Consider the following 13813-nt stretch of genomic DNA (forward strand, 5'->3'; position numbering starts at 1 on the left):
TTCGCCTGATTCAAGCACCCTGTTTTTTGTAATACAATAAACTTAGGATTGTGAAAGTGGGTATAAGGAGTGATGCCTAACTTTTCTTAAATTATTAAAATCTTAATAAAAATTGGTAAGGAGGTCAGGTTATGCCCCAAGAAAACAAACAAAAAAAATACGGCATGGTAATTGATTTGAGAAAATGTGTCGGATGTATGTCTTGTTCGGTATCCTGTAAAATGGAGAATGGAGTCTCTTTTGGTGTTTTTAGGTCCTGGGTAAACATGACTGAAAAAGGTGATTTTCCAAATGTAAAGAGATATTATCAGCCAAGGCTTTGTAATCATTGTGAAAATGCTCCCTGCGTAGAGGTCTGTCCTGTTAAAGCTTCTTATAAGCGTGAGGATGGCATCGTTCTAGTTGATAAGGAGAAATGCATTGGATGTGGTTACTGTGTAGTTTCCTGCCCGTATGATGCTCGTTATATGAGTAAAACCCAAAAAGTTGCTGACAAATGTACCTTCTGTGATCATCGTGTAGATAATGGTGGAGAACCAGCATGTGTGAAAAACTGTATGGGAAAGGCACGGATTTTTGGAGATCTAAATGACCCGAACAGCAAGATTTCACAGCTCATTTCCCTTAATGCTGTTCAAGTGATTAAACCGGAACAAGGAACAAAACCTCAAGTATTTTATATATCGGCTGATTTTAATCAACAGCCTAAGTAAGGAGGGGAAATCAATTGACGGTTAATAACATGTATACATTTATGAATGAATCAAATTGGGAGGCATTGGTTCCATTATATTTCTTTATAATAAGCATTAGTGCAGGTAGCTTAATGATTGCCTCTTTAAGTACAGTATTTGGGATGAAGCATTATGATGTCCTTGTTCGCCCGGCGGCATTTACTTCTTTAATTGCCCTTGCACTAGCTCCGTTGTTCTTGATTCTTGATTTGCAACAACCAATGCGTTTTTTGTATGTAATTAATCCACTTAATTTTAATGTTCATTCACCTATGTCTTGGGGTGGATGGCTTCTGATTTTATACGGTATTACGTTGGTTTTATTTGCGATGAGATTTATTACAGGTTCTGCTTCTTCCCAAGCCGTTGCTGAGACTGCTGCCACAGCAAGTGGCGACAATAAGGTTTTAAACACGCTAGTCTTTATTTTCGCGTTATTGTTGAGTGCCTACCCTGGGTTCGAATTGGGTGTAATTAAAGCGAAAGTCTTATGGAATACTGAGCTGTTACCTGTATACTTCATAACCACTAGTCTACTTGCCGGACTTGCTATTCTTATACTTGCTGTTCGATTTACAGCAAAAAAAGAGTTAAGTGAGAAGTTAGTTTCTTCAGCTAAAACGCTTGCAATTAGTTTAATTGTAATTAGCTTAATATGGATTGCCTCAAGAAGTATAATTTTAGCTACTTCTGGACTTGAATCACAATTAGCTGTACAAACTCTTTGGAGTTCTGGATGGTTTGTTGTTGGCGAGTTAGTATTGGGTTTACTCGCACCGCTTGCTCTTCTACTCTTTGGAAATGTAAACAAAAATCGAACCGTGTTTACAGTAGTTTCAGTGTTGTTACTAATTGGAGTGTTTTCGATGAGGTATTCCTTGGTATTTGCCGGTCTCGCTGCAGTAATGCCCTAAGTTTTAGTGCGAAATAAAGAATTAGTCAAGGAGGTATACTATGTCTAGCAAAAATAATTCCTTTTCTCTATCAAGAAGGAATTTCTTAAAAGTTTCTGCTGCTGTTACAGCTGCGACAGGAATGGGTTTCGGCGCGAATATGCTGAACATAAAAAAGGTTTCAGCAGAGGAATCTGAGAAACTGGCAAAAAGTTTAGGAAATGTTGAAGTAAAGTATACCGCGGACGTCATGTGCCCGAGTGAGTGCGCAATGGAAATGTGGGTTAAAGACGGCCGCATTACAAAAATCTACGGAAACGATAGCTGTCCTTTTAACGATGGCGCGTGTTGTGCTAAAGGTGCATCTGGTATGCAACTGATATACTCCCCTGAACGGAACAAGTATCCTCTGATTCGAGAGGGGGAACGCGGAGAAGGTAAGTTTAGAAGAGCAACCTGGGAAGAAGCTATTGATTACATTGGCAAGAAATTGGTTGAGATTAAAAAGAATTACGGTGCTGAATCAGTAATTATGGATGCTGGTGACGTTACTGATAGGGATCAATATTATCGCTTATTTCATGCTTTCGGGACTCCAAACTGTGTAGAGCATGGTTCCATTTGTGATACGCCACGTCGTCATGGTCCTAAGCTTATGTTGGGCGGCAAACGCATCGAGCCTGATGTTATGCGTCCTGTCCTCGTTAGACAGCCAGATGGTAGTCTGAAAAAAGACTACACCTATTATTCAAAACTTATTATTTATGTTGGTTGGAACCCATTTGTTGCTACACGGATCAATTATGAGAGTCGCGGAACTGTGGGGGCTAAAGTTGAAAACGGCTGTAAGGTTATTGTAGTCGACCCAGCACATACGAATACGGCATCTCAAGCTGATCAATGGTTACCAATTAGGCCGGGTACAGACGGTGACCTCTTTGCGGCAATGCTAAGATATATCATCGAAAATGACAATCCCAATGATCCGTTAAAGAAATATATTGATTGGAGTTTCAAAGAGCTCAGTGTTGGCTGGGATGAGTTTGAGAAGGAATTCAAATCCTGGTGGGGCAAAACTGATCCTATCAACGGTAAGTCTTACTTTAGTCTTGATTGGGCAACAGATAGAACCGGACTTCCTATAGAGCAGATTGCTCAAGTCGCTCACGAATTTGGAATCACAAAGCCAGCAGCACTCGTGTGGGGGATGCAAAGCCCAGGCCACCATTACAATGGCTATCCAGCATCAATTTTAGGAACGGCGCTCAATATTATCACTGGAAATATCGACGTACCAGGCGGGGCAATTGACACAGAACTTGTGAAGAGTGATAAGGGTGGAGATGCTAAAGGATCTAGCCTCAAGAAGAAAAAGGTAAAAAGATTAGTGGACGGCAAAGAAGTTGAAGGAGAAGTTGAACATCTTCACATGGATTGGTATGGAGATTGGCCTGCTGCATGGGATGATGTAGTGGGCGACTATCCAAGAAGATTTAGAGAAGGTGTTGCTCTAAATTATGGGCCGCTCAAGGGACATAAATATCCGATTAAAGGCTTTATGATTCGTACCGGTAACCCCGTTATGACCGGAGGAAATACTAAAGACTGGATTGACGCTTTGACTGCAAAGGATTCTAATGGGAATTATAAAGTGGAACTCGTCGTCAATATTGACACGCTCTACTTGGAAACCGGAATGTACGCAGATGTCATTCTTCCGGAAGCAAGTTATGCAGAGCGGATGAGTCTCTCTGATGTGTATCCATCACATCAAGTTCTTTGGTTAAGAGATCGAGTAATTGAACCACTTCATGAGGCTAAATGTCCGACCGACATCATGAATATGATTGCTAAAAAATTAAGTGAACTTGGTGATGCAGACTTCAAAGCAAGTGATTTCTGGGATAAGTATAAGAGTGAAGAAGATTTCGTTAATGAAATGCTCGCACCCGCACCAGGTCGCAATCATGCTGGAGAACCTATTCCTTATCCTCACCTTCCATTAGGTTATAAACTTCAAGGAACACCTGATTCACTGGATGCTGGTCGTGTAACAATTGACCATGAGAAAAAGGTTGTAAAAGGCGAACTAGTTACGGTTGATTGGATGCGCAAGAACAAAGGGGTTGCCGTATGGCCCATGAGTTGGAATCGCTTTAAGGTATTTGATAAAGAAGCAGGTAAGCATGTAGCAAGTAAGGCTGTAGCCAAAACGAACTCTAAATTGTTTGAATTCACATTTAGTGCTTATGATAAATACAACAAACTCATCGCGGAAACGGGTATTATTCCACGCGGATTAAAAGAGATTGGATATGATAAATATCCAAATACCTTCTACTGGTTCGAAACAAAATGGAACCCTTATACTAATAAGGAGTATGCAAAGTATAAGGATGAGTATCCATTCCAGCTCATCTGCGGCCGTGTTCACCATGCGATGACAGGAACACAAATGGTACCTTGGTTATCAGAGGCTCCTGTAGAAGGTATATGGATGCCTTTGAATAATTCCTTTAAGCATAAAATCATTGATATGAATGCTAATAATGAGTTAGAGGAAGTTGAAAAGGAATTTAAAGAGAATACATTCTGTGTGGGGACGATTGCCATTAATGCCGATGATGCTAAAAAATTAGGTCTAAAAACTGGCGATTTAGCCATTTTGGAAAATCCCCTTGGAGCACAAGAAAAAGGTAAAGTTTACGTTACAGAGGGAATGAGGCCTGGAACGATCAAACTTGGTTTTGGTACGGGAGGTCGTTTCTCCCCTGGAATAGGCCCAACTTCTAAGAACAAGGATTATACACCGAACCATAGTGGTTTAGTCGATCCGAATGCTCATAGTCCGATTATGGGTATGCCCTGTTATGCGGATATGATTATCAAAGTTATAAAAGCATAAAAAGTTTTAATAGGATTCAATTTGGAGCCAGAGGCTCGCCCTGGCTCCATACCCCTCTAGTAAAGAATGGAGGCTGAATTAGTGGAAATCGAAGAACTTAAACAGATCTTTATAACACAACGTGAACTCTATGGTTTCCTAAGCAAAACCATTACTTTAGGCCCAAAAAAGGAACTGTTAGAACGTTTTCAAAGTATTTATGGTGAATCTCTCAATGAAGAAGAAGGTGATGACAATCTAGTTAAAGGCATTATTACGATTCAAAAGGCACTAGATGGAAAAGACCTTGCTTCTTGTGAAGTGGTTTTAAATAGAGAATATACAAGATTATTTATTGGCCCAGGTAAGGCACCAGTAAGCCCTTATGCTTCTATTTATTTAAGTAAGGAACCTAAACCGAAACTTATGGACGAAAGCACAATTGAAGTACGTAAGCACTATCTTGAAAGTAATATTGTAATGTCGAATATGAGTTCTGTCCCGGATGACTTTCTAGGTGCAGAACTTGAGTATATCAATTACCTGACCACTAGGGCTCTAGAATTAAATGAAACCGTGGATGCAGATGAATTGAGGATTCTTATCCAAATGCAGTCGAGTTTTATGCATGAATATATGATCACATGGATTCCGAAATTTGTACAATGTCTACTTGAGTTGACAACAGAAGATTTCTTTAAAGGATTTGCCCTTCTTTTGATAGGGTTAATTGATACACATATGTTGGCTTTGGAAGAGGTGTAAAAGCTAACGAAATAATTTGCTTCCCGTCTGTTTTATAATGACTCTTGCATTGGTGTGCGAGAGTCATTATGGTTTTCCCGATAAAGCCGATACATCAAAAAAATAATATTTATAATTCTGGTTAAAAATATTATTAGTGTGAGGGTATGGATATTGATCGAGAAGAAGTAAGACAAAAGTATGCCATTGCATTTGTTAATCGGGGTCAAGGATGTTGCGGGAGCGCAAACCGGAATAATCCATCCTCGAAATTGTAGGATGGCTCTATTGACTTATCAGCAGATAAGCATATACTTATATCGTGTAATTCAATTTATCTACTTGGAGGAAGAATCTATGAATAATAAGATGATCTACTTTATTTGCACCGGAAATTCCTGTCGTAGTCAGATGGCAGAAGGTTTTGGCAAGAAATATCTTGGTGATCAGTACAAGGTCTATAGTGCGGGAGTTGAAGCTCATGGGTTGAACCCTAAGGCAGTACAGGTTATGGAAGAAGCCCGGGTGGATATATCTAAGCAGACTTCAGATGTCATTGACCCTGCTCTACTTACTCAGGCGGATTATGTGATTACTTTATGTGGAGATGCCAATGATCGTTGCCCTATCACTCCTCCACAGGTTAAAAGGGACCATTGGGGGTTCGATGATCCGGCTCGAGCTGAGGGCTCTGAAGAGGAACGCCTGCTTGTTTTTCGGCGTGTACGTGATGAAATCGAAGAAAGAATTATGAGATTTGCCTTAGACGGTAAGTAAAACGGAAGTAATCGATTAACTATCAAATATCAAGGGGAGGGGAACCAATGGATGAGATGCAAACTCTAGAATCCCTTGTTGAGGAATTAAAAGTACTAGGGGATAAGACGCGGTTGCGAATTATTAGTTTACTCCGTAATCGAGAACTATGTGTATGCGACCTTACAGAAGTATTAGAAATTAGCCAACCCGGTGTGTCACAACAAATGCGACGACTTCGCCAGAGTGGCCTAGCAAAAGAACGTCGTGGAGGTCAATGGACTTATTATTCCTTGAATGAGGAAAATCATTGCATAGGGATAATCCTGCCGATGATTCCAGTGATTAAAGAAGATGAAGAACGGTTAAAAGAATTCCTTGAGGGTAAGGAAAAGGAGAGGAGAATATTAAATGAGTGTTGATTCATCGATCAGTCGGAGGCTTTCGGTACTGGATCGTTATCTAACGCTGTGGATTTTTCTGGCAATGGGGATTGGGGTGGGAATCGGTTATTTATTCCCGGGAGTGTCGGATTGGTTGAATTCTTTATCCATTGGGTCTACATCTATTCCTATTGCCATCGGACTTATCGTCATGATGTATCCGCCCTTGGCGAAGGTAAAATATGAAGAGATGGGTCTGGTTATTAAGAACAAGAAGGTCATGTCCTTATCGATTATTCAAAACTGGATTATCGGTCCCATCCTTATGTTTGTCTTGGCAGTGATCTTTCTCCATGATTATCCAGAATATATGGCTGGACTTATTTTGATTGGGTTAGCCCGTTGTATTGCTATGGTCATTCTTTGGAACAGCTTGGCCAAGGGGAATTCAGAGTATGCAGCAGCTATCGTTGCTCTTAATTCTCTCTTCCAGGTCATCTTCTATTCCGTATTTGCGTATTTCTTTATCACTGTACTCCCCCAATGGTTAGGCCTATCTGAGGGACTGGAAGTCCATATTAGTATGGGGGAAGTAGCGAAAAGCGTTCTAATCTACCTTGGTATACCATTCTTAGCCGGAATTCTTACACGTAAGCTTTTGCTACCAAGAAAAGGGAAAGAATGGTATGAAAAGACCTTCGTCCCTAAGATTAGCCCCTTAGCTTTGATTGCCTTGCTCTTTACCATTGTCATTATGTTTTCTTTGAAGGGTCAGTATATTGTGACCCTCCCCATGGATGTGGTGCGAATTGCTATTCCGTTAGTGATTTACTTTTTGGTGATGTTCTTCGTTTCTTTCTTTATGAGCTATCGGATGGGAGTTCCGTATGATCAGACGGTCACTTTATCCTTTACAGCAGCAAGTAACAACTTTGAGTTAGCCATTGCAGTAGCTGTAGCCGTCTTCGGAATCGATTCCGGGCAAGCCTTTGCGGCGGTTATCGGACCCTTGATTGAGGTGCCGATCATGATTGCCTTAGTTAATGTAGCATTACGCCTAGGGAAGAAGTATTTTAAACTAGGGAAAATAACTGCTTAAAAAGGTCCTAAATTATAGCAGTCAGGGAACTATTCTGGTCCCCTGACTGCTATAATGGATTTAAGGGAATTTTTGCCTTCAGGTTGTGAAATTCAAGAAGGAGAGTGTTGCTTATGAATGGTGAAAAGAAAGAAGGGTTCAACCGATTTGCGTTGAAAATTATTATCCCTCTAATTTTTTTAGGTGTTGTGTTAGGCATATGGGGTTTAAAGAACTCTAATGCGGGGTTTGCATCAGAAGGTAGCCCGAATTTTGACTTTGCACTACATGTAACAGAATCTCTGGAGATAGAACAATTAAAATCTTATGGGTTACCTATTATCATTGATTTCGGTGCGGATTCTTGTATACCCTGTAAAGAGATGGCTCCTGTCTTGAAAGAGTTAAATGAAGAGCTCCAAGGTAGAGCAATAGTTAAATTTGTAGACGTGTGGAAATATAAGGAGTTGGCTAAAGGGTATCCTATTAACTTAATACCGACTCAGGTCTTTATCGATGCTGAAGGAAAACCCTACAAACCTAAAGATCCCGATGCAATGCAGATGAACCTGTATACCCTTCGAGATTCTGAAGAGCATGTATTTACAACCCATGAAGGAAGTTTAAGCAAAGAACAGCTACTTGTTATCTTAGAAGAAATGGGTTTAACCTGATGGACAGCATAATAAATCAATGGCTAGAATCGATTTCAGCGGGAATATCCATGAATTCTTGGGTAGCTCCACTTTTGGCTTTAGTTGCGGGGGTCTTAACATCGATTACCCCATGCGCACTAACCAGTGTACCTCTCGTAATTGGTTATGTAGGAGGTACTGGACAGCGAGAACCGGGGAAGGCCTTCCGGCTATCTGCGACATTTGCAATTGGCATGGCTGCTACCTTCACTGTTCTAGGGACAATCGCCTCTCTTTTGGGGAGGCTAGTGCAAGGGACCGGATCTTGGTGGTACATATTTCTTGGCGTTCTTATGCTTTTAATGACATTACAGATTTGGGAAGTCTACAATTTTATTCCGTCGTCGTATGCAATCAGTAGAAATACGAAGCGTGGTTTTGCAGGCGCCTTTTTGGCAGGTGTTTTAGGGGGATTTTTCTCGTCTCCTTGTGCTACCCCTGTTTTAGTCGTATTGCTTGCTGTTGTGGCGAAAGAAGGAAGTCTTATATGGGGAATCTTTCTTTTAATCTCCTATTCTTTGGGGCATAGTTTTTTGGTCTTATTTGCTGGGACTTCAGTTGGTTTTGTACAGAAGTTAACGTCAAATGAAAAATATGGTCAAATAAGCAAATTGCTAAGAATCTTTATGGGATTGGTTGTTTTGTGTATTGGCTTCTATATGTTTTATTTAGGCTTCTAGAAATAAATCATAATATAGCCCAGGTGGATCATTGTGTGACTCCAATGAAAAGCGAAGAAAAGAATTCGGCCACCTGAACTAAATATGAAACATTCTGAGTTCATCATCAGGACGCCAGAAGTTTCAAGATGTCAAATTCTGCACTGGTGCCGAATTTGAGGGAGCGAGATTGGCCCTTCGAATGGTATTTTCTGATTATGTTCTCTGCAAATCATAAGAATAGGCATGGTTAGCCTGCACGTCTGGACTCCACGGTAGATAATCTTCAAGAAATTCCGGGGGTATGTCTATTCATAGGGTATCAGGTGCTAAAACAGTGCCTTTGGGTAGAGTTTTTTATTATGAATTTACTCGAATGTATAGTTGCCACCCTTGTCGATAACCATCCTGTTGTCTAGAACGAACACATTCTTGTAACCCTCGGCTTTTAGATGAGCCTGAGTGACTCTAGCCTTAGTCCCTGCGTTACAGTGGACCAGAATAACAGAATCTTTATTTGGGATGGTTTGTTCTACTATAACCATAGTTGCAGAGTGATCAACAGTGAAAGTTTCAGCAGCTCCTAGGTTTATAGCCCCTTTGATATAGCCTGTTTCATGATCAATCTTATTACGAGTATCGATTATGAAATAATCTTTACCGATTTCGCCACTCATTTTGGCCACCCAAGCATCAGGCTTTATATGCTCTGTGTTGGCATTGATCTTTGCAGCTCCAATATAACCCTTGGCATCAAAGGCTGTCCAGCCATTAAGTCCATAGACATTGGAGTAGCCTGCCTCAACAAATTTTGCAAGGTTAGCTTTGACACGTCCGCCTGATTTGCAGTGGAGTAGTATTATAGCATCCTCAGGAACAGTGCTGAGTTTCTCATTAATAATACTTACATTGCCTTTAGCTAAGGTCTCATTGGCATCGATGTTAATGGATCCTTCGATAGACTTCTCCAGCTGGCTCTCTGCAGGGCTGCGAAGATCGATGACGTAGTAGTCTAAGTTGATTTCCCCAGCCATCTTTGCTTCCCAAGCGTCAAACTCCAGTAGATTAGTTTGAAGTATATCTTGAGTGGGTGCGCCAGATACAGGAGCAGGGGCTGAGGATGGAGCTAGAGACGGTTGGCTAGCGGGTTGAGAGCTACAGCCTATGGCGAGGCTTGTGACCACTAATAGCAAGATTAGAACCAATAGATTGTATTTCCTCAACATTTTACATCTCCCTTTAAAATTAATTTGTATTCTTAATCACTAATTCATTGTATCTATTCAATGTCTTACAGTCTGTGACAAATGTACAATTTTAAGAATATATGTATGGAGATAAAGGCTATTACCGCACCATATTGAGTATCGCCAACGACTATATCGGATGAGTATTAACGGACCACAAAGTGGCTACTGAGATTTCATAAACTTGTCTACTGAAGTAGTTCGCATAGAAAAGTCAATGAAAAAGAGACCGAACACCGGTCTCCTTTGTGCAAAGTAATTGGTACGTCAATAGGAAAACTAATAGAAATCAACTTAGTTAAGAAATTTCTTAATATCTTCGGCGGAGAGCACCTTCCCCATGGCTTTAACTTGTTCATTAACCACAAGGGCGGGGGTTTTCATAACGCCATAAGCCATAATGGCTTGCAGGTCCTCCACTTTCTCAACTACAGCCTCGATTCCTAATTCTTTAACAGCCTCGTTAGCATTTGCCTCTAGTTTTTTACAATTGGTACAACCTGTTCCTAAAATTTTAATAATCATTTGTAGATCCCCTTTCAGTTTTTTATTAGCAAGAGCAACCGCAGCTTTTTTCCTCCTTTTTCAAGCTAGTTAAAATAGAAGATAACCATAAATATTAAAGGTATATCCGATAATGAGGATTCCCACTGCGACAGTACCCACAAAGATGGCAAGCAGCTTCATTTTAACTACTTTTTTTAGCATAATTAACGAGGGAAGAGACAGTGCTGTAACGGCCATCATGAAAGATAAGGCCGTCCCAATGCCGACCCCTTTGCTAACTAGTGCCTCGGCGATAGGTAACGTTCCAAAAATATCAGCGTACATGGGAATGCCCACAAATGTGGCAAGTAAGACAGAGTACCATTTATCCTGACCCAAAACAGCTGAGATCACGGTTTCAGGAATCCAGTTATGAATGGCAGCCCCGATACCGACACCAATCAAAATATAGAGCCAAACCTTCTTGATGATATCCTGAACTTGGTTTTTAGCAAAATCAATCCGATCTTTAACCGTCAGTTCTTCTTGTTCAACTTCCATCATTTTATTGCTAAACACAAAAGGCTCCACATATTTTTCTAACTTCGACTTTCCGATAATGGTTCCTCCTATAACAGCAAGAACGAGCCCAACAACGACATAAGCAATGGCGATTTTCCAGTTAAAGATACTTGCCAGTAATATTACAGAGGCCAAATCAACTAATGGGGAAGAGATAAGGAATGAAAATGTTACGCCTAGGGGGAGGCCAGCGCTGGTAAACCCAATAAAAAGTGGTATTGATGAACAGGAGCAAAAGGGAGTTACGGTACCTAAAAGTGCTCCCAAAATATTAGCAGTAACGCCGTTAAAATTACCTAGGATTTTCTTTGTTCTTTCAGGTGGAAAAAAGCTTTGGATGTAAGAGATAGTAAAGATCAGGACAGACAATAAAATGAAGATTTTAATCACATCGTAGATAAAAAAGTGAATACTACCACCTAGGCGGTCGGAGATATTGAGACCGAATCCTTTTTCAACTAAGTACTGGATTAAATCTGAAAGCCACTGCATTTTTAATAGCTGGTTATTTAGAAATTCAAAGATAAACATAACTCAACTCCTCCTAGCTAGGATATTAATCTCCCTCTTTAACGTTATTACATGCATTTAAGTAGATCTCTTTATCAGCAAGTCTGGTTCGATCATTGATAAGTTGAGGATAAGATTCTAGATTCTCCATAATAGTTTTTAGTGTATTAAGGAGGACTGGATCTTCCGTTTTCAATGAATAAAAAACGAATTTTTCCAATCTTGTATCGGAAACTAGATTTGTATCTCTTAGCTTGGATAAACTTTTAGATATTTTAGGCTGAGGAATATCTAATATACCACTAAGCTCACAGACGCAAAGGTCCTGCTGGTATAAGAGCATTATGATTCTTAATCGAGTTTCGTCGGAGAGAATTTTAAAGATATTGGTTAATGTATTCATTATAAATCATTCCACCCTATATTGACATATGTACATAATTGCATATGTGTTAGTATGTTTATTGTAAAACTGATATATATTTTTGTCAATTGTTAGTTAAGGCAAATTTGAGATCGAATACAATAGAGAATAGCCTGGGCCTCAACCACTTAGTTTAAGTGGTTGAGGCCCATGGCCTATTCTGCTCATTCTTGCATATTTATTGCTATAGGTGTTGTATTATATCTAACATATATAGCTAAACTTCCTAAGATTTAAGAAAGCTCAATTTATATTAAAGGGATAGAACAACAATGAAATGTTCCTTGCCTTCTTAATCATAGACGCCTCCTGTGCATTACCACAGGAAGCGTCACTTTTTTAATTATTTATTTACAAGTTCTAAAGTCAAGTGGGCTAATCCTTTATAAAATGTACTTTGGGAATTGCTTGCAATTCTATTTGCAAAATCTTTCATCCAAGGTTTCAAGTACCTATCAAGAAAGTCATCTCTCCTTGTGAGCCACTGGCTGTCCTTAGTCTCAAGGTATTTCGCTATAAGGAAATAGACGAATTCCAGTTCAGTTACAATGTGATCAGGAGGCTGTTTAAATTCATTAGATAATTTAAGACCAGCTTCTTGATATGCCTGTAATACCTCAACCGAGGAATCCCCCATAACTCGACGTTGACCGTCTAAATAAATTGAGCCATAGGGCGGCGCCAATAGATCAAAAGGTCCAACAAATAATCTAGCATGTTCGAATTTTAGCTCTTCATAATTGGTATTACCGACGAAGAATCTTTCCATTTCGGATACTAGTGGAACCAGATCGAATCGGATATCCGTTAGGGTTTCTTTTAATAAGAATAGTGCCTCTTCCATTGCATCGCTTGGGGAACCATAGAGCAAGGAGATAAGTTTATAGATATTCGCTGTTTGGGTTAATTCCTGGGTATCTAGGGGGACAATCATCGCTACCCCAACCTTTCAGTCATTTGCTCATAAAGCATTGAGCAAAAGGGCCGACTTCGGCCCTTTTGCAGTTTCTCCGAATCATAGAGGTATCTTAGAAATCTCTGATATAAAACACTCTTGGCTGAGTTCCGGCATTAGGCTTTAATTGTTTATAACCATACTTGCCGATGAGCTGATTAACTTCACTTGTGGGATCATCGAAATCACCCACAGTTCTTGCATCAGCTGGGCAGGAAGCTGCGCAGTAAGGTATTTCTCCTTTAGCTAAGCGATGATCGCACAAGGTACATTTTTCAACAATGCCTTTGGGACGAATGCCAGCGTAGGTCGTAGCTCGGTCTGGGTTATAATAGGGGATCTTTTCCCCAACCTTTTCAGCTACTTCGGCGCCATTCGTCGTACCCTGGTCAATTACTGAAGTCTTATTCCGCCAGTAGTCGTGAGGTTCCTTAGCGTTATAGTTTATGACCTCATAGGGACAGGCTTGCATACAGCTTTTACAGCCAATGCATTTATTTGGGTCGTGAAGGGTTAGTCCTTTATCATCCTTATACATGGCTTGGGTTGGGCAAGCTCTGACGCAAGCCGCATTATCACAATGATTACAAAGGGTAGGGACATACTCATAGGTTACATTGGGGAAAACGCCTGTTGTCCGCTTTATATGATGGGCCCAGAACATCCCCTGATCCACATTATTCTCGTTCTTGCAGGCAATTCCACAGGCTCCACAGCCCACGCATTTATGCAAGTTAATGACCATTCCATATCGTGCCAATGTCATTCACCTCCGTTTTTGTG

15 protein-coding genes are annotated in these 13813 nt (G+C 40.3%); 9 read left to right on the top strand and 6 right to left on the bottom strand.

Translation table 11 applies throughout. The annotated features are described in order from the left end of the window. Positions 1 to 131 precede the first annotated feature (131 nt). From dsrO to DESDI_RS04670, 9 genes are all read left to right on the top strand, one after another. Positions 132 to 713 (top strand): sulfate reduction electron transfer complex DsrMKJOP subunit DsrO, encoded by a 582-nt coding sequence (dsrO, locus tag DESDI_RS04630; protein ID WP_015261480.1) that lies wholly within the window; start codon positions 132 to 134, stop codon positions 711 to 713. A 14-nt stretch (positions 714 to 727) separates the two neighbouring features. Beyond that, the gene (nrfD, locus tag DESDI_RS04635; protein ID WP_015261481.1) at positions 728 to 1648 is read left to right on the top strand and encodes an NrfD/PsrC family molybdoenzyme membrane anchor subunit; all 921 of its coding nucleotides are present in this window, start codon (positions 728 to 730) and stop codon (positions 1646 to 1648) included. 40 nt (positions 1649 to 1688) lie between these two features. After that, on the top strand, positions 1689 to 4532 hold the full coding sequence (locus DESDI_RS04640) for a molybdopterin-containing oxidoreductase family protein (protein WP_015261482.1): 2844 nt from the start codon (positions 1689 to 1691) through the stop codon (positions 4530 to 4532). An 81-nt stretch (positions 4533 to 4613) separates the two neighbouring features. Beyond that, complete coding sequence (locus DESDI_RS04645; RefSeq protein WP_015261483.1) at positions 4614 to 5276, top strand: TorD/DmsD family molecular chaperone; 663 nt, start codon at positions 4614 to 4616, stop codon at positions 5274 to 5276. 336 nt (positions 5277 to 5612) lie between these two features. Then, on the top strand, positions 5613 to 6032 hold the full coding sequence (arsC, locus tag DESDI_RS04650; protein ID WP_015261484.1) for an arsenate reductase (thioredoxin): 420 nt from the start codon (positions 5613 to 5615) through the stop codon (positions 6030 to 6032). Positions 6033 to 6079: 47 nt separating this feature from the next. After that, the gene (locus DESDI_RS04655) at positions 6080 to 6433 is read left to right on the top strand and encodes an ArsR/SmtB family transcription factor (protein WP_015261485.1); all 354 of its coding nucleotides are present in this window, start codon (positions 6080 to 6082) and stop codon (positions 6431 to 6433) included. After that, a complete protein-coding gene (gene arsB, locus DESDI_RS04660; RefSeq protein ID WP_015261486.1) occupies positions 6423 to 7493 on the top strand; it encodes an ACR3 family arsenite efflux transporter in 1071 nt (356 codons plus the stop codon). Before DESDI_RS04655 ends, arsB begins: the two co-directional genes overlap by 11 nt. A 113-nt stretch (positions 7494 to 7606) precedes the next feature. After that, a complete protein-coding gene (locus DESDI_RS04665) occupies positions 7607 to 8146 on the top strand; it encodes a thioredoxin family protein (protein WP_015261487.1) in 540 nt (179 codons plus the stop codon). Next, positions 8146 to 8847: a cytochrome c biogenesis CcdA family protein gene (locus DESDI_RS04670; protein ID WP_015261488.1), complete on the top strand. Its 702-nt coding sequence runs from the start codon at positions 8146 to 8148 to the stop codon at positions 8845 to 8847. The genes DESDI_RS04665 and DESDI_RS04670 overlap by 1 nt, the downstream gene beginning before the upstream one ends. A gap of 347 nt (positions 8848 to 9194) precedes the next feature. On the opposite strand, the gene DESDI_RS04675 is transcribed toward DESDI_RS04670, so the two are convergent. From DESDI_RS04675 to DESDI_RS04700, 6 genes are all read right to left on the bottom strand, one after another. After that, positions 9195 to 10052 (bottom strand): rhodanese-like domain-containing protein, encoded by an 858-nt coding sequence (locus tag DESDI_RS04675; protein WP_015261489.1) that lies wholly within the window; start codon positions 10050 to 10052, stop codon positions 9195 to 9197. Between the two features lie 315 nt (positions 10053 to 10367). After that, positions 10368 to 10598 carry a thioredoxin family protein gene (locus DESDI_RS04680; protein ID WP_015261490.1) on the bottom strand — a complete coding sequence of 77 codons (231 nt, stop codon included), beginning with the start codon at positions 10596 to 10598 and terminating at the stop codon, positions 10368 to 10370. Positions 10599 to 10667: 69 nt separating this feature from the next. Further along, on the bottom strand, positions 10668 to 11672 hold the full coding sequence (locus DESDI_RS04685; RefSeq protein ID WP_015261491.1) for a permease: 1005 nt from the start codon (positions 11670 to 11672) through the stop codon (positions 10668 to 10670). 25 nt (positions 11673 to 11697) lie between these two features. Beyond that, positions 11698 to 12054, bottom strand: coding sequence for an ArsR/SmtB family transcription factor (locus DESDI_RS04690; protein ID WP_015261492.1), 357 nt, complete (start codon positions 12052 to 12054; stop codon positions 11698 to 11700). 364 nt (positions 12055 to 12418) lie between these two features. Then, positions 12419 to 13009 carry a TorD/DmsD family molecular chaperone gene (locus DESDI_RS04695; RefSeq protein WP_015261493.1) on the bottom strand — a complete coding sequence of 197 codons (591 nt, stop codon included), beginning with the start codon at positions 13007 to 13009 and terminating at the stop codon, positions 12419 to 12421. Between the two features lie 94 nt (positions 13010 to 13103). Further along, positions 13104 to 13796, bottom strand: coding sequence for a 4Fe-4S dicluster domain-containing protein (locus tag DESDI_RS04700; protein ID WP_242825440.1), 693 nt, complete (start codon positions 13794 to 13796; stop codon positions 13104 to 13106). Positions 13797 to 13813: the final 17 nt, after the last annotated feature.

Source organism: Desulfitobacterium dichloroeliminans LMG P-21439, assembly GCF_000243135.2.
Classification (GTDB): Bacteria; Bacillota; Desulfitobacteriia; order Desulfitobacteriales; family Desulfitobacteriaceae; genus Desulfitobacterium; species Desulfitobacterium dichloroeliminans.